The organism is Pigmentiphaga aceris (assembly GCF_008119665.1).
Classification (GTDB): domain Bacteria; phylum Pseudomonadota; class Gammaproteobacteria; order Burkholderiales; family Burkholderiaceae_B; genus Pigmentiphaga; species Pigmentiphaga aceris.
Window position 1 is genome coordinate 3,793,489 of sequence record NZ_CP043046.1, and the last position, 23,689, is coordinate 3,817,177.

The 23,689-nt window shown below is 61.3% G+C and carries 24 protein-coding genes, 1 tRNA gene and 1 pseudogene; 18 read left to right on the forward strand and 8 right to left on the reverse strand.

Annotated features, from left to right (window positions below):
* The first annotated feature begins 97 nt into the window (after positions 1-97).
* From FXN63_RS16470 to fliR, 7 genes are read left to right on the forward strand one after another with little or no spacing between them, the layout of a single operon-like run.
* Positions 98-607 (forward strand): flagellar basal body-associated FliL family protein, encoded by a 510-nt coding sequence (locus FXN63_RS16470; RefSeq protein ID WP_148816308.1) that lies wholly within the window; start codon positions 98-100, stop codon positions 605-607.
* Positions 608-649: 42 nt separating this feature from the next.
* A complete protein-coding gene (gene fliM / locus FXN63_RS16475; protein WP_148816309.1) occupies positions 650-1,654 on the forward strand; it encodes a flagellar motor switch protein FliM in 1,005 nt (334 codons plus the stop codon).
* Positions 1,644-2,033 (forward strand): flagellar motor switch protein FliN, encoded by a 390-nt coding sequence (gene fliN / locus FXN63_RS16480; RefSeq protein WP_246164853.1) that lies wholly within the window; start codon positions 1,644-1,646, stop codon positions 2,031-2,033. The genes fliM and fliN overlap by 11 nt, the downstream gene beginning before the upstream one ends.
* Positions 2,033-2,359: a flagellar biosynthetic protein FliO gene (fliO, locus tag FXN63_RS16485; protein WP_148816311.1), complete on the forward strand. Its 327-nt coding sequence runs from the start codon at positions 2,033-2,035 to the stop codon at positions 2,357-2,359. The genes fliN and fliO overlap by 1 nt, the downstream gene beginning before the upstream one ends.
* A gap of 5 nt (positions 2,360-2,364) precedes the next feature.
* Positions 2,365-3,159, forward strand: coding sequence for a flagellar type III secretion system pore protein FliP (gene fliP, locus FXN63_RS16490; RefSeq protein WP_425468736.1), 795 nt, complete (start codon positions 2,365-2,367; stop codon positions 3,157-3,159).
* 33 nt (positions 3,160-3,192) lie between these two features.
* Positions 3,193-3,465, forward strand: coding sequence for a flagellar biosynthesis protein FliQ (gene fliQ, locus FXN63_RS16495; RefSeq protein WP_148816312.1), 273 nt, complete (start codon positions 3,193-3,195; stop codon positions 3,463-3,465).
* 12 nt (positions 3,466-3,477) lie between these two features.
* The gene (gene fliR, locus FXN63_RS16500) at positions 3,478-4,239 is read left to right on the forward strand and encodes a flagellar biosynthetic protein FliR (RefSeq protein ID WP_148816313.1); all 762 of its coding nucleotides are present in this window, start codon (positions 3,478-3,480) and stop codon (positions 4,237-4,239) included.
* 124 nt (positions 4,240-4,363) lie between these two features.
* Here fliR and FXN63_RS27285 read toward each other — a convergent pair whose 3' ends face one another.
* The 6 genes and pseudogenes from FXN63_RS27285 to FXN63_RS16530 all read right to left on the reverse strand — a co-directional run bounded on the left by FXN63_RS27285 (position 4,364) and on the right by FXN63_RS16530 (position 10,321).
* Entirely contained in the window at positions 4,364-5,965 is a 1,602-nt protein-coding gene (locus tag FXN63_RS27285; RefSeq protein ID WP_148816314.1) for a sensor histidine kinase, read from the reverse strand.
* On the reverse strand, positions 5,958-6,641 hold the full coding sequence (locus FXN63_RS16510) for a response regulator transcription factor (protein WP_148816315.1): 684 nt from the start codon (positions 6,639-6,641) through the stop codon (positions 5,958-5,960). Before FXN63_RS16510 ends, FXN63_RS27285 begins: the two co-directional genes overlap by 8 nt.
* A 187-nt stretch (positions 6,642-6,828) precedes the next feature.
* Positions 6,829-7,263, reverse strand: coding sequence for an ExbD/TolR family protein (locus FXN63_RS16515; protein WP_148816316.1), 435 nt, complete (start codon positions 7,261-7,263; stop codon positions 6,829-6,831).
* Positions 7,264-7,273: 10 nt separating this feature from the next.
* Positions 7,274-8,071 (reverse strand): annotated as a pseudogene (locus FXN63_RS16520) (MotA/TolQ/ExbB proton channel family protein); the annotation flags it as partial.
* On the reverse strand, positions 8,032-8,862 hold the full coding sequence (locus tag FXN63_RS16525) for an energy transducer TonB (protein WP_148816318.1): 831 nt from the start codon (positions 8,860-8,862) through the stop codon (positions 8,032-8,034). The gene FXN63_RS16525 and the pseudogene FXN63_RS16520, both read right to left, overlap by 40 nt.
* Before the next feature lie 169 nt (positions 8,863-9,031).
* A complete protein-coding gene (locus FXN63_RS16530; RefSeq protein WP_148816319.1) occupies positions 9,032-10,321 on the reverse strand; it encodes a solute carrier family 23 protein in 1,290 nt (429 codons plus the stop codon).
* 200 nt (positions 10,322-10,521) lie between these two features.
* Between FXN63_RS16530 and FXN63_RS16535 the strand changes: the two genes are divergently transcribed.
* From FXN63_RS16535 to FXN63_RS16575, 9 genes are all read left to right on the forward strand, one after another.
* A complete protein-coding gene (locus tag FXN63_RS16535) occupies positions 10,522-12,600 on the forward strand; it encodes a TonB-dependent receptor (RefSeq protein WP_148816320.1) in 2,079 nt (692 codons plus the stop codon).
* A gap of 90 nt (positions 12,601-12,690) precedes the next feature.
* Positions 12,691-13,467 carry a class I SAM-dependent methyltransferase gene (locus FXN63_RS16540; RefSeq protein ID WP_148816321.1) on the forward strand — a complete coding sequence of 259 codons (777 nt, stop codon included), beginning with the start codon at positions 12,691-12,693 and terminating at the stop codon, positions 13,465-13,467.
* An 87-nt stretch (positions 13,468-13,554) separates the two neighbouring features.
* A complete protein-coding gene (locus tag FXN63_RS16545; protein WP_187394923.1) occupies positions 13,555-14,010 on the forward strand; it encodes an H-NS histone family protein in 456 nt (151 codons plus the stop codon).
* 449 nt (positions 14,011-14,459) lie between these two features.
* Entirely contained in the window at positions 14,460-15,182 is a 723-nt protein-coding gene (imuA, locus tag FXN63_RS16550; protein WP_425468737.1) for a translesion DNA synthesis-associated protein ImuA, read from the forward strand.
* Entirely contained in the window at positions 15,112-16,554 is a 1,443-nt protein-coding gene (locus FXN63_RS16555) for a Y-family DNA polymerase (protein WP_148816324.1), read from the forward strand. The genes imuA and FXN63_RS16555 overlap by 71 nt, the downstream gene beginning before the upstream one ends.
* Before the next feature lie 5 nt (positions 16,555-16,559).
* On the forward strand, positions 16,560-20,180 hold the full coding sequence (locus FXN63_RS16560; protein WP_148816325.1) for an error-prone DNA polymerase: 3,621 nt from the start codon (positions 16,560-16,562) through the stop codon (positions 20,178-20,180).
* A 74-nt stretch (positions 20,181-20,254) separates the two neighbouring features.
* Positions 20,255-20,479: a hypothetical protein gene (locus FXN63_RS16565; protein ID WP_148816326.1), complete on the forward strand. Its 225-nt coding sequence runs from the start codon at positions 20,255-20,257 to the stop codon at positions 20,477-20,479.
* Positions 20,480-20,559: 80 nt separating this feature from the next.
* Positions 20,560-20,772 (forward strand): hypothetical protein, encoded by a 213-nt coding sequence (locus FXN63_RS16570; protein ID WP_148816327.1) that lies wholly within the window; start codon positions 20,560-20,562, stop codon positions 20,770-20,772.
* Between the two features lie 46 nt (positions 20,773-20,818).
* Positions 20,819-21,136, forward strand: a complete 318-nt coding sequence (locus FXN63_RS16575; RefSeq protein WP_148816328.1) for a hypothetical protein — start codon at positions 20,819-20,821, stop codon at positions 21,134-21,136.
* Between the two features lie 145 nt (positions 21,137-21,281).
* Here the strand turns inward: FXN63_RS16575 and FXN63_RS16580 are convergent, their stop codons facing one another.
* Positions 21,282-21,809, reverse strand: a complete 528-nt coding sequence (locus tag FXN63_RS16580; protein WP_148816329.1) for a hypothetical protein — start codon at positions 21,807-21,809, stop codon at positions 21,282-21,284.
* Between the two features lie 245 nt (positions 21,810-22,054).
* On the opposite strand from FXN63_RS16580, the gene FXN63_RS16585 reads away from it, so the two are divergent.
* Positions 22,055-22,918 carry an SDR family oxidoreductase gene (locus tag FXN63_RS16585; RefSeq protein ID WP_148816330.1) on the forward strand — a complete coding sequence of 288 codons (864 nt, stop codon included), beginning with the start codon at positions 22,055-22,057 and terminating at the stop codon, positions 22,916-22,918.
* A gap of 29 nt (positions 22,919-22,947) precedes the next feature.
* Entirely contained in the window at positions 22,948-23,265 is a 318-nt protein-coding gene (locus tag FXN63_RS16590; RefSeq protein ID WP_148816331.1) for a YnfA family protein, read from the forward strand.
* A 323-nt stretch (positions 23,266-23,588) separates the two neighbouring features.
* On the opposite strand, the gene FXN63_RS16595 is transcribed toward FXN63_RS16590, so the two are convergent.
* A tRNA-Thr gene (locus FXN63_RS16595) sits at positions 23,589-23,664 on the reverse strand.
* Between the last annotated feature and the right edge of the window lie 25 nt (positions 23,665-23,689).

Consider the following 23,689-nt stretch of genomic DNA (forward strand, 5'->3'; position numbering starts at 1 on the left):
TTCTTTTGCTGTTCGCCCGATGCTTGCAACGTGGCGCCACCGATAATGTCGCCATATGGCGTAGCTATCGCCCCTGTTCTGTTACGGAGACCCGTTTATGGCGTCCGCCCTCAGCGCGCTGTCAAAGCGCAAGACGCTAATCATCATCGTCATCGTGGTCTTGATCGCGTTACTGGTCGGTGGTTTCTTTGTGGTTCGCATGTTGCAGCACCAACAGGCCGTTGCACTTGGTCTGACGGCAGCCGCTGATGAAGCGCCTGCCAAACCCGTTGCGCCGCGTCGTCCCGCAGGCCAGAACCCGTACTTCCTGCCGCTCGACATGTTCACGGCCAACCTGTCCGACAAGGATCGCGAACGTTTCGGCCAGATTGGCGTGACGCTCGAAATCGCGGGCAAGGAAGCCGAACCGATCGTGAAGTCGTACATCCCGATCTTCCGTAGCCGCATTCTGATGTTGCTCAGTTCCAAGTCGTCGACCGAACTGCTGACGCTGGAAGGCAAGAATGCACTCGCCGCCGAAATTCTGGCGATGACGCGATCGGAAGCAGGCAAAGAGAACGGCCCCAAGATCTACGCCGTCCTGTTTTCCAACTTCGTAGTCCAGTAAGCGCAAACCGACGATATGGCTGAACCAAGCGGAAATATCAGCATGGCGGGAGAGTTTCTCTCCCAGGATGAAGTCGATGCCTTGTTGCGAGGCGTCAACGGCGAAGAGGAAGAACAGACACAAGCGGACTTTCCTGGGGGCGTACGCCCCTACAACCTGGTCAAACAGGAACGGATTGTCCGCGGGCGGATGCCCACGCTGGAAATCATCCACGACCGCTTCGGCCGGCTGATTCGCACCGGTCTGTACAACTTCATGCGCCGCAACCCCGAGATCTCGGTGGGCCCGGTTCGCGTGATCAAGTACAGCGAATTCCTGCGCAATCTGGTGGTTCCGACCAACCTGAACATCGTTGCCTTGAAACCGCTGCGCGGCAACGCGCTGTTCGTGTTCGAGCCGCGTCTGGTGTTCTCGGTGGTCGACAACCTGTTCGGTGGCGACGGGCGTTTCCATACCCGCGTCGAAGGTCGTGATTTCACGCCGACCGAACAACGCATCATCCAGCGCATGCTGACGGTGGTGCTCGACGACTACATGAAAGCGTGGCAAGGCGTTTATCCGCTACGCTTCGAGTATCAGCGTTCGGAAATGCACACGCAGTTCGCCAGCATTGCCACACCGTCTGAAATCGTGGTGTCTGCCAGCTTCTCGATCGAATTCGGATCGTCGGGCGGCGAGCTGCACATCTGCTTCCCGTATGCGGCTGTCGAGCCGATTCGCGACACCTTGTACAGCCCGGTCCAGGGCGACCAGATGGAACCCGACAAGCGCTGGCTGCGCATGCTGCGCAAGCAGATCCAGCTGGCCGATGTCGACCTGAAGGTGAAGCTGGCCCAGACCCCGCTGCTGGTGCGCGACCTGCTGAAGATGCGCACGGGCGATGTGATACCGATCGACATCCCGACGCTCGTCGCGGCAGAAGTCGACGGCGTACCCGTATTTGAATGCAAGGTGGGGATCTTGAACGGCCAGCACGCGGTTCGCATCGAAAAGGTGCTGGCGACCCCGCAATCAGAAAATAGCCTCGGAGATGAAGATGGCGTCTAACGATACGGAAGACTGGGCCGCCGCGATGGCGGAACAGAGTCAGGCGGCGGGTGCGGTACGCGCCACTGACGAAGTGTTCGAGAAGTTCGGCAGCAGCGGCCCGGCGCCGTCGATGACCAACGATATCGACATCATCATGGACATCCCGGTCACGCTGACCGTGGAACTGGGCCGCACGCGCATTCCGATCAAGCAGATCCTGCAGCTGGCACAAGGTTCGGTGGTTGAACTTGACGGCATGGCCGGTGAACCGATGGACGTGCTGGTCAACGGCTGCCTGATCGCCCAGGGTGAAGTCGTGGTCGTGAACGACAAGTTCGGTATTCGTCTGACTGACATCATCACCCCGTCGGAACGACTGCGGAAGCTGAACCGCTGATGGGTGCGGGTCCGTCAATTCTGCAGACCGTTTTTGCGCTGTTCGCGGTACTGGCGCTGATCATGGGCTGCGCCTGGCTGATGCGCCGGGTTCAACGTCCTGGCGGACCTGGTGGCAACCTGCTCCGTGTTCGCAGCCAGATCATGGTGGGACCGCGCGAACGCGTGGTCCTGCTCGAAGTCGGCGATCAGTGGATCGTCACCGGGGTGGCGCAAGGCAATGTCCGCTCGCTCGCGGTCATGCCGCGTCCTGAAGACGCGCCGCCTGCTCCCGATCCTGTCGATGTCGCGGACTTCCGCGCCCTGCTCGCCCGACTGCGCAAGTAATCATGATGACGGCTGTTTCTCTTCAAGCGCGCCTGAGCGCGATGCGTACGCGCAGGCTCGCCCAGGCGGCGCTCGGCGCGATGCTGTTTGCCCTGCCCGTCATGGGAGCCATGGCACAACAGGCGGGCATTCCCGCGCTGACCAGCACACCGGGCGTGGCTGGTGCAACCACCTGGTCTTTGTCGCTGCAGACCTTGCTGGTCCTGTCGTCGCTGACCTTCCTGCCCGCGGCCCTGCTGATGATGACCGGCTTCACCCGGATCATCATCGTCCTGTCTCTGCTGCGCAGTGCCATCGGCCTGCAAGGTTCGCCGCCGAACCAGGTGCTGATCGGTCTGACGCTGTTCATGACCTTTTTCATCATGTCGCCGACCCTGGATCGCGTCTACGTCGACGCCTACCAGCCCTTCGAGCGCAACGAAATCACTTTCCAGGAAGGCCTGGTCCGCGCCGAGGTGCCGCTGCGCACCTTCATGCTGCGTCAGACCCGTGAGTCCGATCTGGCGCTGTTCTCGCGTCTGGCGAATGTGCCGCCCGTGGAAACTGCCGACCAGCTGCCGCTTCGTGTGGTGGTGCCGGCCTTTGTGATCAGCGAACTGAAGACGGCATTCCAGATCGGTTTCATGATCTTCCTGCCCTTCCTGGTGATCGACCTGGTGGTGTCCAGCGTGCTGATGTCCATGGGCATGATGATGCTGTCACCGGTGTTGATCTCCCTGCCCTTCAAGCTGATGCTGTTTGTGATGGCTGATGGCTGGAATCTGCTGATCGGCAGCCTGGTGGCCAGTTTTGCCACATGATTTCGCAATGCATTCGCCAGATGAGTTCTCGACATGAATGACGCAGGTGGCGTACTGACGCTTGCCCAGGGCGCGATGCAACTCGCGTTCTACCTGGCTGCTCCGCTGTTGCTGACGGCCCTGGTGGTTGGCCTGGTGATCAGCATCTTGCAGGCGGCCACGCAGATCAACGAAATGACGCTGGCTTTCGTGCCCAAGCTGGTGGGCGTTTTCCTGGCCGCCTTGCTGGCAGGTCCGTGGATGATCCAGATGGTGGTGGAGTACATCCAGCGTCTGTTTGGCAACATTCCCTACGTGCTGGGCTGACGGGCAGCAACCGTGCTCAGTTTCAGCGACGCCGATGTGCAATTGCTGTTCGCCACCTACATGTGGCCGTTCATGCGTTGCCTGGCGATGGTGCAAACCGCGCCAGTTTTCGGCCACCGCGCCATTCCGCAGCGCTACAAGATTGGCCTGGCGTTCATGCTGGCCGTCATCATCGGGCCGTCGGTTACCCCTAGCTCGGTCATCGATCCGTTCTCCGGTACCGGCATTCTGATGGTGTTGCAGCAGTTCATCGTCGGCGCAGCCATGGGCTTCGGCCTGCGGGTGGTGTTTGCGGCCTTCGAGTTGGCCGGTGACTTGATCGGCTTGCAGATGGGCCTGGGTTTTGCATCGTTCCTGGACCCGCAGCGCAACGCACCGTCGCCCATTCTGGCAACCTTCCTGATGCTGACGGCAACCATGGTGTTCATGTCGCTCGACGGTCACCTGACGCTGATCGTGACCCTGGTCGAAAGCTTCATCACCATTCCGGTCGGCCCTTCACCGCTGGCGTCCATCGACTGGATGCGCATGGCCGGACTGGGCAGCCTGGTGTTCTCGGCAGGCGTTCAAATGGCCTTGCCTGTGATGGGTTCGGTGCTTGCGCTGAACATTGCGCTGGGTTTCATCTCGCGCAGCGCGCCGCAGCTGAGCATTTTCAACATCGGCTTTGCGATCACCTTGATCGCCGGCATGCTGGCGCTGTGGATCACGCTGGGTGCCATGGCAGGTCCGATCTCGCGTATCACCACCATGGGTGTGCCGTACCTGAAGTAGCTGCGACAGGTGTCGTCGGTGAGCCAGGTACGGTTCGCGCGTTTCAGGTGGACGCGCCTTAAGCAGATGCACTTCAGGCAGGCACTGGCGGCGCTGTCATGACAGCGCCGCAGCCTTCACCCTGCTACCTGTGCGGCTCAGCCACTGACCCAGTCGGGAAATTGACCGTGAATTGCGTACCTGCAAATGCAGGACGGCTTTTCACTGTCACCGTTCCGCCGTGCGCTTGCGCAATCTCATGAACGATCGCCAAACCCAGCCCAGAACCTGACGCGCGGACGTTCGGTGCCCGATGGAAAGGCTCGAACACCTTGTCGATATCGGCCTCATCGATACCCGGTCCGTCGTCCTGAACGATCAACTGCGGTGGCGACGCGCCCACCTTCAAGGTGATGCATCCCGGGCGTGCGCCATGTCGCATGGCGTTGTCGATCAGGTTGCTCAGCAACTCATTGAGCAACACCGGGTCACCCGCGATCCACACCGGCTCGGACGGCGCGTCCAGGTCGATATCGATCTGGGCAGCACGCGCACGCGGCACCCAGGCAGCCCCGCCCTCTTGCACGACTTCGGCCAAGTCGACGGTCTTGAAGCTATCTTGCGGGCGTGTGGTCAGATCAGCACGTGCCAGCACCAGCAGCTGCTCACCTACCCGAATCATGCGGTCGGCAACCGATTTGATGCGTTCCGCGCGCTGACGAACATCATCAGGCAGGGGTCGCGACAACATCAGCTCAGATTCCAGCTTCAATCCCGTCAGCGGCGTGCGCAACTGGTGTGCAGCGTGGCCAATGAAGCGCCGTTGTGCGGCAATTGCTTGCCCCAGACGCGTCAGCAAGGAATTGGTCTGCGCCACCAGCGGTGTGATTTCGCTTGGCACCCCGGCTGCGCCGATCGGTTGCAGATCATCAATGCCACGTGCCTCGATTTCCTCGGACACCCGGCTGATGGACCGCAAGCCACTGCGCACGCCCGTGACGATCACGAAAGCCAGCATGACCACCATCAGCGTCAGGCCACCCACCAACACCGACAGGATCTCTTCGATCACACGGGTGCGCTTGTTGAGCGTCTCGGCCACCACCACATCCACCGGGGTGTCGCCCAGATGGAACTGAATGGATGCTGCACGCACCTCAACACCGTCCACCTGGGTGTTGTAGACCCGAGGGGCTGCCGCATCGACGGGCGATGAACGGCCAGGCGTACGATCGCGGGGAACCAGGTCGGCATCTTCAGGCTTGGCCGGCTCGCGCGCCAGATCGGTACGGCCCGCCAGGATCATGTCCTGCGTGCTGACACGGAAAAACACCCGGTCAGACGGGTCGCCGTCGAAAATCCCGCTGGCTTCGCTGAACGCCGATGGCGTGTCGTCACGCACTTCATCGCTGGAAGGTTCGTGAACGATGCCAAAGCGGTTCAGCAAGCGCGGGCCATCGGTTGTCTGGCGTACCTGGCGCGCAAGCGTGCGGGCGCTGTCGATCAGGGATCGATCGTAGACCTCGTTGCCCAGGCGCCGGCTGATTGCATACGTAGCAACCGTATCCAGCGCCGCCAGGGCAAGTACCGCAGGCAGCAGACGTATCAACAGGTGCCAGGCCAGCGAACGACCCCGGGTGCCGGCAGGAGCCGGGGCCGGGGGCGATGTATTGCCCGAGGTACTGGTCGATGCGTTGCTCGCCGAATTGGCAGACGTACTGCCCAGCGAATTTCCCGACCTAGGCATTGACAGCCGGCGTACCCGTTTCCAGCAGATAACCAAAACCGCGAACGGTCTGGATCAGCACACCCGAGCCTTCCAGGCGCTTGCGCAGGCGGTACACATATACCTCGACCGCGTTTTCGCTGAAGTCAGCGTCCCAGGCAGACAGAGAATTGACGATCTGGCGCTTGGTAACGACACGACCAGCGCGGTTCATCAACATTTCCAGCACGGACAGCTCGCGCACCGACAAGGCAATGCGTTCGTTGTTCAGACGGACTTCACGTCCGACCGTATCGAACACCAGCGGCCCTGCTTCCAGGGTGGGGCTGACGTGGCCGGCACGGCGACGGATCAGCGCGCGCACACGGGCGGCAAGTTCCGGCAGCTCGAAGGGCTTGGTGACGTAGTCGTCGGCACCGGCGTCCAGACCATCGACGCGGTCTTGCAGCGCATCGCGGGCAGTCAGGATCAGCACCGGTACGGTGTTCTCATTGGCGCGCAACCGACGCAGCACGGTCAAACCGTCCTCGCCGGGCAAGTTCAGATCGAGCAGGATCAGGTCATAGGGCTGGGCGGCGATTGCGCCCGCAGCCCGATCACCTTCGGTCAACAAGTCGACCGCATAACCCTGGTCGCCCAGGAACTCGCTGAGTGCGCCGCCCAGAGTCGGGTCGTCTTCAATTACCAATACACGCATAGGGGCGGAAAACCGGCGGCGCGGCCCGAAGTGAATAAACCAAGAGCGTAAACCCATAGGGGCCGACACGCCACTCGGCATGTCGGCCCCTATGAGCAATATTTGAAGTTTCCAGCATCCTGAATGCAGCTGGCGGCAGGTGTTTGCACCTTGCCGCCAGCATTTTCAGACCCAGCCTGCTTGAAAATTACTTGGGTGCAGGCGTGGATTCCGGCGTGCTGACAAAGCCGATCTTCGAGAGGCCCGCGCGTGAAGCGTCAGCCATTACCTTGGCCAGCACCTCGTAACGCGTTGCCTTGTCGGCACGCAGATTCAGTTCAGGCTGCGGCTGCTGCTTGGCGGCCGCGATGAAACGATCCGACACAACCTCGGCAGCGATCGGCTCGCCATCCCAGAACATCTTGCCGTCGGCGTCGATGGCGAAATCGACCTTGGACGGCTCGGCATCGATGGGGGCCGAGCTGGCCTGCGGCACGTCGATGCGCACGGAGTGCGACATCAGCGGTGCAGTCAGGATGAAGATCACCAGCAGCACCAGCATCACATCGATGAGCGGCACCATGTTGATCTCGGACTGAGGCGCACCACTGCCCGCCCCGCCGTTGAAACCACCAAAAGCCATCTGATTCTCCTTAGCTCTTGGCGATCACGCGGGTGTCGGCCGCCTTGATCGTGCGGACATTGCCTTCGGTGACGATTTGCTGGCCGGTGGTCAGGAACGCGAACAGGTCGTGGGCGAAGGCGTCCAGACGAGCCAACAACACACGGTTGCTGCGAACGAAGAAGTTGTAGCCCAGCACAGCCGGGATGGCGACTGCCAGGCCCAGGCCGGTCATGATCAGCGCCTCGCCCACCGGGCCGGCGATGCGGTCGATGGTGGCCGCGCCACCGGAACCGATGGCAACCAGTGCGTGGTACACGCCCCAGACGGTACCGAACAGACCGACGAACGGTGCGGTGGAACCGACCGATGCCAGTACCGTCAGGCCACCTTCGAGCTTGGCGGTTTCTTCATCGATGACCTTGCGCATGGTGCGGGTCACGAATTCGCCTTGCGAACCCGATTCGACCAACTTGGATGCACCGAACTTGGTGTGGTGGTCACGGGCATACAGCGCGTGGCTGGTCAGGTGCGAGAACGGGTCGGCCACGCCGTGCGTAGCGATTTCATGCGACACCGCTTCGAGCGAGGTCGCGTTCCAGAAGTGCTCGACGAATTCGTCGCTGCGGCGACGGATACGAGCATTCGAGATGGTCTTGACGATGATCAGGTACCAGGTGGCCAGCGACATCAGCACCAGGATGACGAACAAGGCCTTGCCCAAGGTGTCGGTCTGCGCAATGAAGTGCGAAAAGCCGAGCTGTGGAGTTGCTGCTGCGGGTGCCATGATCAAAAGTCCTTGAGTTTGAAGTTGAACGGGATATCGGCCAGGGCCGGATAGGCAACCCCGTTCTCGGTATAGGGTTTGAACGCTGCGCGACGGACTGCCTGCAACGCCGATTCATCGAGTCGCTCGTAACCGGACGATTTCTGGATCGTCGCCTGGTCCACGTAGCCCTTGGTATTGATCTGCACACGCACGACCACCACGCCTTCTTCACGCATGCGGCGCGAGATGGACGGGAACACCGGGGTTGGCGGCGCGCCCAGATAGTCGATATGGCCAATCATCTTGGGCTGCGGCGGCCCCGGAGGACCGGTCGGACCGGCGGGCGCTGCCGCACCAGTCGGTGCACCGCTTGGTGGCGGCGCAGCAGCAGCTGGCGGTGGCGACGGCGCGGGTGCGGTTTCAACCGGTGCCGACGGCGTCGGATCGGGTTGCGGCGCAGGCTCGGGCGTCGGAATAGGGCGCGCAACTGGCTTGGGCGTGGGCTTGGGAACCGGTTTGGGAATCGGCTTCGGCACGGGCTTGGGCTTTGGCGGCTCGGGAACCGGCTGCGGAGGCGGCGGCACGGGCGGCGGCGGAACCGGGGGGGCAGGCACCGGTGGCGGTGGAGCGGGCGGCGTGGGCGCGGGGGGCGCTTGCTGCGGCTCGGGTGCGATCTGGACGAAACGCACTTGAACGACCGGTGCCGATGCAATCTCGGTCACCGCCGTCTTGCCCATGATGAAGATAGCCGCTACCACGGCTGCATGCAGGGCAATGACAGTGAAACCCGCCCCCATGCGAAGCCACGACGGGGGCGCGGAAGATTTCCAGGATGCTGCGATCGCGCTCATTCAGGCAGGAGTGGCTTGGTGGTGAATTCAGCCCATCATTCTAAGGGAAATGCGATTTATTCGCAATTAGTAACCTAGGGTTGAACCGGATCGTGAACCCGACCATGCCAATCACGGTCTGAGGCAGCGCACGAATCCGCGCGCTGCCTTGGCGCAAATGCGCAGTGGATCAGTTGCGCGGACGCAGCAGCAGATGCAGCAGAATCGCCCCGAAGGTAGCGGTACCGATGCCACCCAGCGCAAAGCCACCGATGTGCAGCGTGAAGTCCCCTGCTCCCAGCACCAGCGTGACGGCAGCCACGATCAGGTTGCGGTTGTTCGAGAAGTCCACCTGGTTCTGCACCCAGATGCGTGCACCCGCCACGGCGATCAGGCCGAACACCACGATCGACACACCACCCAGCACGGCGTTCGGAATCGTCAGGATCAGGGCACCGAACTTGGGCGAGAAGCCCAGCACGATGGCAAAGACAGCCGCCGCCACGAACACCAGGCTTGAATAGACGCGCGTCACGGCCATCACGCCGATATTTTCTGCGTAGGTGGTCACACCGGTGCCGCCAGCCGAAGCCGACACGATGGTAGCCAGCCCGTCGCCCACAAAGGCACGGCCCAGATACGGGTCCAGGTTCTGACCAGTCATTGCGCTGACCGCCTTAATGTGGCCCAGGTTCTCAGCCACCAGAATGATGGCAACCGGCGCAATCAGCGCCATGGCTGCGGGCTGGAAGACCGGCGCAGCGAAAGCCGGCAGACCGAACCAGGCGGCAGCGGCGACACCCGAGAAATCAATCGGCTTGCCCAGTCCTGCCCCATTGGTCAGCACGGCGTACAGCACGTAGGCCAGCAGCAGACCCAACAGAATCAGCAGACGTTGCGCCATGCCGCGCGCCAGCACGGCCACGCCGCCTACGCACAAGATGGTCAGCACGGCCATCCATGCATCGAAATGGGTGGCGCTGACACTGCGCACGGCAATCGGTGCCAGGTTCAGGCCGATCACAGCCACAACGGCACCCGTGACCACCGGCGGCATCAGCTTTTCGATCCAGCGCGTGCCACTGACCATCACGATCAGGCCGATCACGGTGTAGGCCACGCCGCAGGCAATGATGCCGCCCAGCGCCACGCCGATATTGCCGTTCAGGCCCTTGCCTGCATAACCAGTCACCGCGATCACCAGGCCGATGAACGCGAAGCTGGAGCCCAGATAGCTGGGCACCCGGCCGCCTACCAGCACGAAGAACAGCAGCGTGCCGATACCCGACATCAGGATCGCCACATTGGGATCGAAGCCCATCAGCAAGGGGGCCAGAACCGTGGAACCGAACATGGCGACAACGTGCTGCAAACCGAGCACCACCGTCTGTGGTGCGGGCAGCACTTCGTCGGGTGCGATGACCTGGCCAGGGGCCTGAGCGTGTGCGCGACGCCAGGTTGGGAAATAAGAATTGGCCACCGCCGTTCTCCTTGTGTGTAGGTGCAAAGCGGTCGATCGGACCGATCAAAAAACCGCGCGACGCAAGTGTACGGAAGCGCACCCCTGACTGGCGATGGCAAGCAGGCCCCTGATCGATAAAAAATATTCGACGCAACACTTGTGCAACTCAGATGCATAAGCAACACTGTTGCAATAACTGTGCAATTGTCGGAATTTTCATGTCACTTCGTCTTCACCCGCTCACCCTTTCGGTTCTGCTGGCCCTGCCCGCTTACGCATTCCCCGTCCACGCACAAACTGCCGACAACGCCGCGCCACAAGTGCTGGCTCCGGTATCCGTCAGCGCCAGCCCGCTTGCGCAAGGCCGCGACGACCTGAGCACCCCCGCCACCATCCTTGAAGAAGAGGACCTGATCATCCGCCGCGACGCCACCCTGGGCGATACGCTGGACGGCGAACCCGGCATTCATTCCAGCAGCTTCGGGCGCGGAGCCACCCGGCCGGTGATCCGCGGACTTGATGGTGCGCGCGTCAAGGTGGTGTCCGACGGCTCGGAAATCCTGGATGCGTCCACCGTCAGTCCCGACCACGTGATCACGGTCGAACCGGCCTTGGCCGATCGCATCGAAGTGCTTCGTGGCCCCTCGACACTGCGCTACGGCGGCGGTGCGGTTGGCGGTGTGGTCAATGTCATCGACCGCAAGATCCCCACTGCGGTGCCTGAACGCGGTGTTGAAGGCAGCATGGACATACGAGGCAGCACGGGCACCCACGAAACCACGGGAGCCTTTGGGGTGACGGCTGGATCGGGCAACTTTGCAATCCGTGCAGAAGGCGTCAAACGCGATGCCAACGAATACGAAGTGGGCCGTGGCTGGTCGGGTGGCAAACGGGTGCCGGGCAGCGATCTGAACAGCGAAACCGGCACCCTTGGCCTGTCCTGGGTGGGTGACCGTGGTTATCTGGGCGTGGCATTCACCAGCATTCGCAGCCGGTATGGCCTGCCCGGCCACGACCACAGTGGCGAGGGCTGCGTGCCGCACCTGGGTGCCAATCCGCACTTCCATTGCTCAAGTGACCATGACCACGATCACGGCAGCGACGCGCACGACCACGATGCCGAAGACGCACACGCAGAAGGCGTCCCGTATGTGGACCTGAAAAGCCAGCGCTGGGATGTTCGCGGCGAATACCGCGATCCCTTCGCCGGATTTTCATTGCTGCGTGTGCGCGGCGGCCTGACCGACTACCGGCACAACGAACTGGAAGACGGCGCGGTATCGACCACCTTCCGCAACAAGGCTTACGACGGCCGGGTCGAACTGGAACACCTGCCGGTGGCGGGCTGGCGCGGTCTGCTGGGCGCACAGACCTTGCACCGCGACTTCAGCACCAGTGGCGAAGAGAAGTATGTAGACCCCACGACCACGCGTAATCATGGCGTGTTCCTGCTGGAAGAATTCCGCACGGGCAACTTCCGGTATGAACTGGGCTTGCGCCATGAATGGCAGGACATCGATGTCGAGTCCAGCCAGCCCGATCGCAAGCACTCCGGCACCTCGGCCTCGGCGGGGGTGGTGTGGCGCTTTGCGCCGCAGTATTCCTTGGGTGCGTCGCTGTCACGCAGCCAGCGCCTGCCCACCGCCGAAGAGCTTTACGCCAACGGCCCGCACCTGGCCAGCCACAGCTATGAAATCGGCAACCCGGACCTGAAGCGCGAAACCGCCAACAACCTGGACATCAGTCTGCGCAAATATGCGGGCGACACCACGTTCTCGGTGGGCGCGTATCACAACCGCATCAACGACTTCATCTATGGCCGGACGCTGGCCGTGCAGGACTCGCTGCAACTGCTGCAGTACGACCAGCGCAATGCCGTGCTGACCGGCATCGAGGGCAGCGTGCGCCAGCAGCTCACGCGCAATCTGGGTGCCACCGCCTTCGGTGATTACGTGCGTGCCAAGTTCGAAAATGGCGGCGGCAACCTGCCCCGCATCCCGGCCTATCGGGTGGGCATACGCCTGGATACCACCTGGAATGCATGGCGTGGCGATGCCGAAGTGGTGTGGAACGGCCGTCAGGACAAAGTGGCCGATCTGGAAACTGCCACTGCCGGATACGCAGTGCTTAACCTGGGGGTGAGCTACCAGGGCCGCATCGGTACGAACGACTACCTGATCTATCTGAAAGGCAACAACCTGACCGACAAGCTGGCCTACAACCATACCTCGTTCATCAAGGACGCCGCGCCGCTGGCCGGCCGCAACATCACCCTGGGTGCCCGCCTGAGTTTCTGAGCACCCGCGCCTGAAATCTGTCTAGTACGTATGGTCCCGCGTCCCGCCCGCCAGAGCCTGGCTGCGGGACGCTGCTATTCTCGCACCCCTATGAGTGATCCTTTATTCGATTTCATCCGTGACTACCAAGGCGAGCAAGCCTGGGGAAGTGTGCTGGACGCAGGCACCGGCCAGCATTCCATGCGCTGGCTGACCGGGCTGGACACGGAACGCTGGTCGGCCGTCACCGGGGCGGCGTCCATGGCCCAACAACTGCATCAAGACTTCGATGCGCAGATGCGCACCCAGGATTCATTGGTGCTGGGCAACTGGAGCGACCAGAACCTGCTGGCAGGTGAGCGCTTCGACATCGTGCTGGCAGACTACCTGCTGGGCGCGGTCGAAGGTTTTGCGCCCTATACCCAGGACCGTCTGTTCAAGCGCCTGTTTCCTCTCGTCGGAAAACGGCTTTATCTTATCGGGCTTGAGCCTTACGTTACCCATTACCCCGCCGACGAAGGCGGCAGGCTGCTGGTCGACATTGGCCGGCTGCGTGATGCCTGCCTGCTGCTTGCAGGGGAATTGCCTTACCGCGAATACCCGTCGGACTGGGTGGTACGCCACCTGGAGCAAGCCGGATTTCGCGTCGATACGGTGCAACACTTCCCGATCCGCTACCGCGAGCGCTTTGTTAACGGACAGCTGGACATGTGTGTCCATAGAATCAAACGATTACAGGATCGCGTTCTGGCGGATGCGCTCGATGCGCACGTGAAATCCTTGCGCAGCCGCGCCCTGGGACTGGTTGCGCAGAACAACGGCATCCGATTGGGTGCAGATTATGTGGTGGTGGCAGAACCAATTGCGTCATTGGCAGTCGTAGAATAATAACAATATCGTATGCATTACCGTCCTCACCCCCAATGGGGTGATACTGACCTACGATCCCGTTATCCCTCTTTCTGCGCGCAAAAAGTGAACACATCCCCTTCGCGCCGTCGTTTCACGGCATTGCTGGAACAGATATCCGTGCTCGAGAAAAAAGCCCAGTCTTTACAAGGTGCTCAGCGCGATACCGTCATTGAAAAAATCGTCTATCAGATGGACGAATACGGCATCACGCTCGAAGACCTGGAACGTGCGGTTTCTCCGCAAGGCCAGTGGCGCACCAAACCGCCTCCGGTCGTGCGTGCCCGCAAGGCTGCCAGCATCAAGTATCGAGATCCCGAAACCGGCCTGACCTGGACTGGCCAGGGTCGTGCACCCAACTGGATCACGGCAGCCGAAGCCGCTGGCCAGAAGCGTGACGACTTCCTGCTGCCGGTGACCCAGTTGTTCGGCATCGAGGTCAAGGCCGCCCCGCCCCGCAAGGAAAGCCTTGATATGTCGGCCCTGAGCCGGGCTTTGCAGGAAATCGACAGCAAGTCTTAACCAAGTCGGAACACCCAGGGCGGAATACCCAGGTCGGAATACCTTGGGTATGGGCTTCAGCCAAGCATGCTCATTGCCTGATTGGTATTCAGACAAAGACGATTGGCATGCTCGATCCAAGCGGCGGACCCGCGTTCGGTGTTGCTATTGAACGATGGCAACTCGACCGTTTGTCGTTTGCTCGCCAACATTGACGCTGCACGCAGGCACGGAATTGGGTTACTGTATATCCATACAGTATCAACCCAGCCGATGCCATGCCCATTCCGATCTCAGGCAGTGATGTAGCAGTTGGCTCAATCAGCCCGACGACCCGAACCTCGTCCAGCGCGTCGTCTACCCAGGCGCGTCACCGTGCTGGTCAGCCTTCGGATCAGTCTGCGCTCAAGACCACGGTTCAGCCTGAACTTCAGGCCGATCTTCAGCCCGCGGCCCAGCTCACCAATCAGGTGCCTGCCCACGCGACCAGTCTGGATGCACTGCATCCTGCGCTTTGGCGTGGGTCTCAGCTTGTCCGGCACGCAGGGCATTGCGTCGACACCGGGCATCCCGCGTTGTCGGCGGAATTGCCCGGTGGCGGCTGGCCCCAAGGCAGCCTGACCGAATTGCTCACGGCAGGGCCAGGCGCAGGCGAACTCCGTCTGCTGCAATCGGCCCTGGCCCGCCTGCCCGCGCAGCAGCCCATCGTGCTGCTGCAACCCCCGCATATTCCACACATTGCCGCTTGGCGCGCCTGGCAGCCTGCGCCCGAACGCCTGTTGTGGCTGCGCCCGACGCAGGCCAACGACGCCCTGTGGGCAGCCGATCAGGTATTGCGCTCGGGCTGTTGTGCCGCCCTGCTCTTCTGGGCACGCAACATCCGCCCGGAATCACTGCGTCGTCTGCACGTGGCGGCCCAGGGAAGCGACACCTTGTTCTTCATGTTGCGGCCGCTGTCTGCCGCCAGCCAGTCATCACCCGCCCCCTTGCGCCTGACCCTGAAAGCCGCCGCAGGTGGCGTTGAAGTCGGCATCACCAAACGTCGCGGCCCCGCACGCGACCAACCCGTGCATGTTGCGCTCGACATCAGCGCCCTGCCCCCGCTCTACCCGGATGTCTCTGATGCACCTATGGATTTGCGTACACCTGTCGCGGCTGAGCCTCGACGTGCTGCACACGTCCTGGCCCACTGAGGCCGTCGTGGTGCTTGAGCACGAGTGTGCCATCGCGCTCAGCCCCCAGGCCATCGACCAGGGACTGCAGGCCGGCATGCGTCGCAACAGCCTGTCGGCACTGGCTCCCGATGTGCTCATGATCGAGCGCCAGCCCTTGCGCGAAACCGATACGCGTGACGGCACCGCCCTGGCCTTGCTGCAATACACGCCCGAACTGGCCCATGCCGACGAAGACAGCCTGCTGCTGGACGTGGCGGCCAGCCTGCGCCTGTTCGGCGGGCCGCGTAACCTGTGCAGGCGTATCCGCAGCACCGTTGCCGCGCTTGGCCTGCATGCGCAACTGGGCATGGCCCCCACCGCCACCGGTGCCTGGCTGATGGCACGACGCGGCCGACGTGTGCTGCGCATGGCCCCCCTGGTGCGCCACCTGAACACCATGCCGTGCACCTGGCTCCCTGCTGCACGCCCCCATCGAGACTGGTTCGACGGCTTGGGCTGTCGCACCCTGGGGGCGGTGCGTGCCCTGCCCCGCGCCGGCTTGCAACGCCGCTGCGGCAAACCGCTGATACAGGCCCTGGATGCCGCCCACGGAGATACACCCGAACTGTTCGAATGGGTGATTGCACCTGCATCATTCAGCCGACGTATTGAATTGATCGCGCGCATCGATCACGCAGAAGCGGCCTTGTTTGTTGCCCGTCACTTGGTTGAGCAACTGTGCGGCTGGCTGGCGGTTCAGCAACGGGCCGTGTCGCAAATCACCCTGGTGCTGGAACACGAACGTGGTCGCCACGCCATTGCCCCTACCCGGGTCGATATCGCGCTGGCCGAACCCGCCTGGCAGCCCGAGCACCTGGTGCGCTTGCTGCGTGAACGCCTGGGGCGACTGGAACTGCTTGCGCCGGTCATTCAGATCGGCCTGGAGGCCCCGGATTCCGTCCCCTTTGCGCCGCCCAGCGATTCCTTGTTTCCTGAGCCGGGCGGCACCCCGGCCGACCGTCGTCGTCTGGTCGAATTGCTGACCGCCAGACTGGGACCGGAACAGGTGCTGCAAGTCGCCGCGCGCGCCGACCACCGACCCGAAGTTGCCAATCATTGGGCCCCCATCAACCACCGCCCTGCCAAGCTGCCCGATGCGCCCGTTGCCGACCGGCCCTTCTGGCTGCTCGACACCCCGATTGCGCTGGTGATGCGTGATAACCGACCGTTGTACGGTACGCCCTTGCACAAAGTGCGTGGCCCCGAACGCATTGAAAGCGGCTGGTGGGATCAGCTTGCGATTCGGGATTATTTTGTCTATGAGGACGAGCACGCCACGCGCTACTGGCTGTACCAGGACCGCAACCCGGGGGCCGATATCAAGTGGTTCCTGCACGGGATATTCGGGTGAGTTTCATGGGTGATGTCGTACAGGCTGATGTCGTACAGGGTGATGTGTTGCCGGGAGATGCGCGAAGGTCGGAGATTTCCGAGGCATACGCGCAAGCCAGCCGACAGATCGGTGGCGCTGATCCCAGTGCCCAAGCCAAGTCGTCACCCGCAGAACGGACAGCAAGTGCCAACGCGATCCATTTGTCCCCTGGCGTGCCCGGCCCGCCTACATCAACGGCAACGGGTCAGCCACCCAACGGACGCGACGAGCTGCCCGCCTACGCTGAACTTCACTGCCTCAGCAACTCAAGCTTTCTACGCGGGGCATCGTGGCCGGAAGAATTGGTGCAGCAAGCAAAGGAACTCAGTTATTCAGCGATTGCAATCACTGACGAGTGCTCGCTGGCTGGTGCGCCGCGCGCCCATTTCGAGGCCAAAAAACTAAACTTGACGTTGGTGATTGGCGCGTCATTTCGACTCGCTGGTGACGATGCGCCCACCTTGGTGGCATTGGCAAAAAATCGGGAGGGCTACGGCAATCTCAGCGAGATGATCACCCTTGGCCGCACGCGCGCAGAAAAAGGCAGCTACCTGATCACCCACGAGGATTTTGCCCGTCCTGCCCAGCCCAATGACCATCTGCGCGGCCTGCCGGACTGCTTCATCATCCTCGCCGCCGAGCATGGTGTCAGTGACGCGGTACTGGATGCACAGACGGCCTGGGCTTGTCAGGTATTTGGCGACCGGCTGCGAATGGGTTTGACCTTGCATCGCCGTGCCGATGACGACCGCCACCAGACTGTTGTGCAAACCGTGGCAGACAGACATGGCGTGCCCGTCGTGGCTACGGGGCGAGTGGTAATGCACACGCGAGCACGCCAGACACTGCATGACACCATGACCGCCATTCGCCTGAGCCAGCCGGTCGCACAATGCGGCTATTCGCTGGCACCGAACGGCCAGGCGCACTTGCGGCAACGGGTGGACCTTGCCCAGCTCTATCCGCTTGAGGCAATGGCCGAGACCCAGCGTATTACAGAGAACTGCCTCTTCAGACTGAGCGAACTGGAATACGAGTATCCCGACGAAGTCGTCCCTGAAGGAACCACGCCGGCCAGTTTCCTGCGCAGCGAAACCTACATCGGTGCAGCAAAGCGTTTTCCAACGGGCATCCCCGAAGAAGTCATCGCGCAGATCGAAAAAGAACTCGCGTTGATTGCCGAGAAAAAATACGAGCCCTACTTCCTGACCGTCTACGACATCGTGAAGTTTGCACGCGATGAAGGCATTCTTTGCCAGGGCCGTGGTTCCGCTGCCAATAGCGCCGTGTGTTATTGCCTGCACATCACTGAAGTAGACCCCAAGCGTGGCAATAACCTGTTCGAACGCTTCATCAGCCGCGAGCGCGACGAAGCGCCAGACATTGATGTCGACTTCGAGCACCAGCGCCGCGAGGAAGTCATTCAGTACATCTACCGCAAATACGGGCGGCTACGCGCTGCGCTGACTGCGGTGGTGATCAGCTACCGGCCTCGCAGTGTGCTGCGAGACACAGGCCGCGCATTGGGCATTGATGCGGGCATCATTGATGCAGTCGCCAAGTCGCATCACTACTGGGACGGGCGTGCAGGCTTTGGCGAACGGCTGGCATCCTGTGGCTTGGACCCAAATTCCAGCGTCGCACAGCAATGGGTGATCCTCGCAGAAAGATTGGCAAGCTTCCCGCGCCACCTGTCCCAGCATCCAGGCGGTTTTGTGATCTCGCGTGGAAAACTCAGCCGATTGGTGCCCATCGAAAATGCTGCGATGGCCGACCGCAGCGTGGTGCAGTGGGACAAGGATGACATCGAATCCTTGGGCCTGATGAAGGTTGATGTCCTGGCTCTGGGCATGTTGTCTGTGGTGCGGCGGGCGCTGGAGCTGGTCGCCCTGCGACGGCAAAGGCCATTCATTGCACAAGACATCAAGGATGACGACGTCCCCACTTTCGACATGATCTGCAAAGCAGACACCATTGGTGTCTTCCAGATCGAGTCGCGCGCACAGATGAGCATGCTGCCGCGCCTACGCCCACGGGTGTATTACGACCTGGTGATTCAAGTGGCAATCGTGCGACCTGGACCCATTCAGGGTGGCATGGTGCATCCGTATCTGAAGCGTCGGCAGAAACTCGAGGAAGTGACCTATCCAGGCGCATTGAAACCGGCATTGGAGCGCACGGAAGGCGTGCCGATTTTCCAGGAGCAAGTCATGCAGATCGCCATGATCGCGGCTGACTTCACCCCTGGCGAAGCAGACCAGCTGCGACGCTCGATGGCAGCCTGGAAGCGCAAGGGTGGCTTGCAGCACTACTACGACAAGATCACAAAAGGCATGGCCAGGAACGGTTATGAGCCTGCCTTTGCCGAACAGATTTTTGCGCAGATCCAAGGCTTCGGCGAATACGGTTTTCCTGAAAGCCATGCAGCAGGATTTGCCCTGATCGCCTATCAAAGTGCCTGGCTCAAGTGCCACGAGCCCGAAGCGTTTCTGGCGGCACTGCTCAACAGCCAGCCGATGGGGTTTTATTCGCCATCGACCCTGGTTCAGGATGCACAACGCCATGGCGTTGTCGTCCGCCCGGTAGACGTGATGACCAGTGACTGGGACGCGACGCTTGAGGAAGTGGCATCGGGCAAGCGCTTGGTTGCAGTGAACCAAAACGATGATCCGCAGCCACCCTTGCCACATTCTTTTGTAGCGGTTTCGGCAATCCAAGCGGCCAGCCAAGCAGATGAATGCGCCGATGATGAGGCGGACCGCTCTGTCAGTCCCTGGACCCATGATGCGCGTTGGTCTGCTGAACAGGCTCACTTGCAGGATTACGAATCCATGCACGGAACGACATGCACGCCAGCCACCGCCGCACAGCAAGATGCATCAGAGGAGTCTCCTCGCCCCGCCGTCCGCCTCGGCATGAGCCTGATCAAAGGCATGGACCGGGCCGCCGCCACGCGTATCGCCGAAGCCCGTGCTGTCCGCCCATTTACCGACATGAACGACCTTGCGCTGCGAGCCGACCTGAACCGTGCGCAGTTGCAAGCCTTGGGCGACGCCAATGCGCTGTATCAGTTTGCCGGCCATCGCCGCCAGGCCCTGTGGCAAGCCGTGGCAAGTGCCCCCGATCGCGGGCTGCTGCGCCATGCCGGCATCGAAGAAACCGAGCAACCCGTGCTGGCCGCCCCGACCGAGGGAGAAAACCTGGTCAGCGACTATCGCTCACTTGCGCTCACGCTGGGCCGCCACCCGCTTGCCCTGCTGCGTGGCAAGCTGTCTGCCATGCGTTTTGCCAGTGCCGCACAACTGCAGGACTATCCCAGCGGCAGGCTGGCCCGCGCCTGCGGCATCGTGACGGTGCGGCAGCGCCCCGGCACATCCAAAGGCACGATATTCGTGACGCTTGAAGATGAAACCGGTGTGGTCAACGTCATCGTCTGGCCACGTGTGGTCGAACGGCAACGCCAGGCTTTGCTGGGCTCTCAACTGATGGGTGTCTACGGCACTTGGCAAAATGAAAACAAAGTTCGTCACCTGGTGGCCGGCAGGCTGGTGAATCTGTCGCCCATGCTGGGTGAACTGGGTACCCGAAGCCGCAACTTCCATTAGAAAACCTGGCTTGCCACCCAGGCGGGCACGAATGCTGCTGCCGGGCTGGCGTCATATTTTTGAAGGCTCAAGCCATGGTCACTATCTACATCGACCGTGCCGAAACAGACGAATCGATTGCTCGGGTACGCGCCGAAATTGGCCCTCAGGCCGAGTATCATTTGGGCTGGAAGCTGGGTGATGTCGACGTGCAACGTGACGACCACACCTGGGTTGACGGCGATGACACGGCAGACCGGGCAGCGTTGCTGGCACTTGTGCAGAAGCTGCTCTCAGATCCCGTTTCCACCCCGCCCTGATTGCGCGAGCGTTGACTTGTGCGAGCTTCTGACCGGGCACCTGCCCGCTGCCTTACCACTACCCGATATCAGGAAGGACGATGCCTGAACACACTCTTCTTGCCCAACTCGACGTCGGCAGCCCCGCGTGGGAGGCCCGGCGCAAACTCGAGCGTGCGCTGGACGAGCACCGCCGCAAGATCGATGAATACCACCACTTCAACGCTACGGTGTCGCTTGGCATGACGCTCGCGGTGGCAGTCGGGGTCGGCTTGTTCGCCGCCTGGGCCATCCGCAAGCAACGCAGCCCCTGAATTCGACGGCGTTCACGCCGACGGCACCCAACGGAGACCACACCTTATGCGCCTACGGGATCCCGCACTGGAGTTTCTTGCCAGCCTGCCGCAGTTCCACCTGTCCAAACATGGCGATTACGTCATCCATCTTGGCTCTGGCACGGTAGTTCGCCGGGTCGTCAATCCGGTCGATGGACCTCAGCTCAATCTGCGTTGGCCGGGACAATCTGCCGACGTGCAAGTTGAAGTACCCGTCGATACCTATGTGCGTTATCAGCAATACGAAGCCGAACGCCTGGGCCATCCCACTGGCGAGAACCCCAGCCTGCTGGAAGGCTTGCTGCGAGAACTGGGGATCGTAGACCCACCTGCCCGCCAATAATCGCCATCACGACCGTCCGCACGGGAACCGCTGAACAGCGATCACCGTGTAGCACGCGTCCTGACATAAAAAAACAGGCGACCAGTCATGAACTGGCCGCCTGTTTTCACGAATGCCCGCCCGTTTACAGGCAGGCACTGCGCGATCAGTAGTACACGTGCTCGCCGCGGTTCTTCTTCCAGTCTTGTTCCAGCAGCGCGGCATCTTCAGCGTTGCGCGGACGCACGCCCATCAGAATGCCGCCGTTCTTGATACCTTCTTCGTAGCCCTTGACGCGCTCTTCCGGCATGTTCCAGCCAATCAGCGCACCCACGATACCGCCCGTTGCAGCACCTGCACCGGCACCAGCCAGCGCAGCGGCGATCGGACCGGCAACCACGATACCCAGGCCCGGAACCACCAGCGAGGTGCCCACCGCGGCAATCGCAGCAGCAACCGCGCCGATCGTGCCGCCGATGGCACCACCAACGCCTGCGCCCTCAGCGGCCTTGTTGCCCAGTTCGGTCGTGACACCATTACCGAAGTGACGCTCACGCGACTCGTCGGACAGCACCAGGTTCACATCATCCTTGCCATAACCACGGCTCGCAGCCGATTGATAGGCGAGCTCGGCCGACTCACGGTCGTTGAACAGGCCGGTAACGTAGCGATCTTCAGTGGTGGTCGTGACCATATGACTCTCCTTGTGGGTTCTGTTTACCGGGTCTATTCCGGGTAGAACCTCGCTACAGCAAAGCCTGTACCTGCTTGTCGGTCATCGGATCAGGGTGTAGTTCTCGGTCGATTAAAAGCGTGAAAAGCCATGTGCCACCTGATTGATTCAGGCCGCCGTCACGGTTGCGAAGGAATGCAATTTGCTTGGTTTGCCGCATGACTTGCGATGATTTCGCAGGACTAATTTACGGAGGTATACCCAATATGGCAGCGCAATCCGACCAGACGCTTCCCCCTCAACACCAACCCCGCCAACCCGGCATCGAATCCCAGATGGAGCCGCGTCCGGACATTATCCGCGCGGGGTATCAAGGCTCAGACAAGCTCAAAGGCAAGGTTGCCATCATCACAGGCGGCGACAGCGGCATTGGCCGTGCCGTTGCTGTGGCGTTTGCCCACGAAGGTGCCGACATACTGATCGCGTATCTGGATGAACACGATGACGCGCGAGAAACACGCAAGCTCGTGGAAGCCACCGGCCGCAAGTGTGAACTGATTGCCGGCGACATCGGCGACAACGACTTTCCCAGACAGGTTGTGTCCAAGGCCTTGGACAGCTTTGCGCGTGTCGACATCTTGGTGAATAACGCGGCAGAACAGCACGTTCAGCAGCAGCTTGAAGACGTCAGCAGTGAACAATTGGAACGCACGTTCCGCACGAACTTCTTCGGCATGTTCAATCTGACGCGTGAAACGCTGCCCCACTTAGCCCAAGGTTCCGCCATCATCAACACGACATCGGTCACGGCGTATCGTGGCAGCCCGCATCTTGTCGACTATGCGTCAACCAAGGGTGCCATCGTGGCATTCACGCGATCGTTGGCGGGTCAGTTGGCTGAACGTGGGATTCGTGTGAATGCCGTGGCTCCCGGCCCGATCTGGACACCGTTAATTCCCGCTACGTTCAGCGCTGAAGAAGTGGCGGAATTCGGGTCAAGCGTCCCGCTGAAACGCCCGGGCCAACCAGATGAAGTTGCTCCCTGCTATGTCTATCTTGCCTCGCAAGATGCAAGCTACATGACGGGCCAGGTGATGCACCCGAACGGGGGCGAAATCATCAACGGGTGAATCGTAGGCTACCGCCCTACAATCGGCAGATGCGTACCTTTCTGCTCTACGCCGCCACCGCGCTGGCGGAAATTCTGGGTTGTTACCTGTTCTATGTCATGTTGCGCGAGGGGCGCAGCGCCTGGCTGGCTGCGCCGGCAATATTCAGTTTGCTGCTGTTCGCGTGGTTGCTGACATTGCACCCCGCAGCATCGGGCCGTGTCTACGCGGCCTATGGTGGTGTTTATGTCGTGGCAGCGCTGATCTGGCTGTGGGCAGTAGATGGCATTCGGCCAAATGGCTGGGACGTGGCGGGTGGTGCACTTTGCCTGGCCGGCATGGCGATAATTGCGCTGCAACCGCGCTGAAGATTGGTGTGGACCGGTCAATCGCCAGATTTGTCTATCCAGCGCATTGGCGAAACGTGTTGATCCGATTCAGCAGCCAGCGTCAACATCAAAGCCCAATTCGACACACTGGCCTGACGCCAGGCGGCTGAAAAAAGCGACTGAAAAACAAAAAGGCCAGCTCGAAAGCTGGCCTTTTTGTTATGTGGCAGTTAATCATCGCTGATTAACCCGCCCACCTATCCTGCACTCCGACTATTTCCAGTGTTGGAAGCACTAATGCTTTAAACATTGGCTTGGACAATTTCTTGGACCAAACACCTGGAAATAATCGAACTTTATTCTGGTGCCGATGAGAGGAGTCGAACCCCCGACCTTCGCATTACGAATGCGCTGCTCTACCAACTGAGCTACATCGGCCAAGAAGGAAACTATAGCAAATAAA

What these genes read in the sequence shown, in the direction of transcription:
- FXN63_RS16470 (WP_148816308.1), top strand. Translation starts at nt 98, where the DNA reads ATGGCGTCCGCCCTCAGCGCGCTGTCAAAGCGCAAGACGCTAATCATC.
- fliM (WP_148816309.1), top strand. Translation starts at nt 650, where the DNA reads ATGGCGGGAGAGTTTCTCTCCCAGGATGAAGTCGATGCCTTGTTGCGA.
- fliN (WP_246164853.1), top strand. Translation starts at nt 1,644, where the DNA reads ATGGCGTCTAACGATACGGAAGACTGGGCCGCCGCGATGGCGGAACAG.
- fliO (WP_148816311.1), top strand. Translation starts at nt 2,033, where the DNA reads ATGGGTGCGGGTCCGTCAATTCTGCAGACCGTTTTTGCGCTGTTCGCG.
- fliP (WP_425468736.1), top strand. Translation starts at nt 2,365, where the DNA reads ATGACGGCTGTTTCTCTTCAAGCGCGCCTGAGCGCGATGCGTACGCGC.
- fliQ (WP_148816312.1), top strand. Translation starts at nt 3,193, where the DNA reads ATGAATGACGCAGGTGGCGTACTGACGCTTGCCCAGGGCGCGATGCAA.
- FXN63_RS27285 (WP_148816314.1), bottom strand. Translation starts at nt 5,965, where the DNA reads ATGCCTAGGTCGGGAAATTCGCTGGGCAGTACGTCTGCCAATTCGGCG.
- FXN63_RS16510 (WP_148816315.1), bottom strand. Translation starts at nt 6,641, where the DNA reads ATGCGTGTATTGGTAATTGAAGACGACCCGACTCTGGGCGGCGCACTC.
- FXN63_RS16515 (WP_148816316.1), bottom strand. Translation starts at nt 7,263, where the DNA reads ATGGCTTTTGGTGGTTTCAACGGCGGGGCGGGCAGTGGTGCGCCTCAG.
- FXN63_RS16525 (WP_148816318.1), bottom strand. Translation starts at nt 8,862, where the DNA reads ATGAGCGCGATCGCAGCATCCTGGAAATCTTCCGCGCCCCCGTCGTGG.
- FXN63_RS16535 (WP_148816320.1), top strand. Translation starts at nt 10,522, where the DNA reads ATGTCACTTCGTCTTCACCCGCTCACCCTTTCGGTTCTGCTGGCCCTG.
- FXN63_RS16540 (WP_148816321.1), top strand. Translation starts at nt 12,691, where the DNA reads ATGAGTGATCCTTTATTCGATTTCATCCGTGACTACCAAGGCGAGCAA.
- FXN63_RS16555 (WP_148816324.1), top strand. Translation starts at nt 15,112, where the DNA reads ATGCACCTATGGATTTGCGTACACCTGTCGCGGCTGAGCCTCGACGTG.
- FXN63_RS16560 (WP_148816325.1), top strand. Translation starts at nt 16,560, where the DNA reads ATGGGTGATGTCGTACAGGCTGATGTCGTACAGGGTGATGTGTTGCCG.
- FXN63_RS16565 (WP_148816326.1), top strand. Translation starts at nt 20,255, where the DNA reads ATGGTCACTATCTACATCGACCGTGCCGAAACAGACGAATCGATTGCT.
- FXN63_RS16570 (WP_148816327.1), top strand. Translation starts at nt 20,560, where the DNA reads ATGCCTGAACACACTCTTCTTGCCCAACTCGACGTCGGCAGCCCCGCG.
- FXN63_RS16575 (WP_148816328.1), top strand. Translation starts at nt 20,819, where the DNA reads ATGCGCCTACGGGATCCCGCACTGGAGTTTCTTGCCAGCCTGCCGCAG.
- FXN63_RS16580 (WP_148816329.1), bottom strand. Translation starts at nt 21,809, where the DNA reads ATGGTCACGACCACCACTGAAGATCGCTACGTTACCGGCCTGTTCAAC.
- FXN63_RS16585 (WP_148816330.1), top strand. Translation starts at nt 22,055, where the DNA reads ATGGCAGCGCAATCCGACCAGACGCTTCCCCCTCAACACCAACCCCGC.
- FXN63_RS16590 (WP_148816331.1), top strand. Translation starts at nt 22,948, where the DNA reads ATGCGTACCTTTCTGCTCTACGCCGCCACCGCGCTGGCGGAAATTCTG.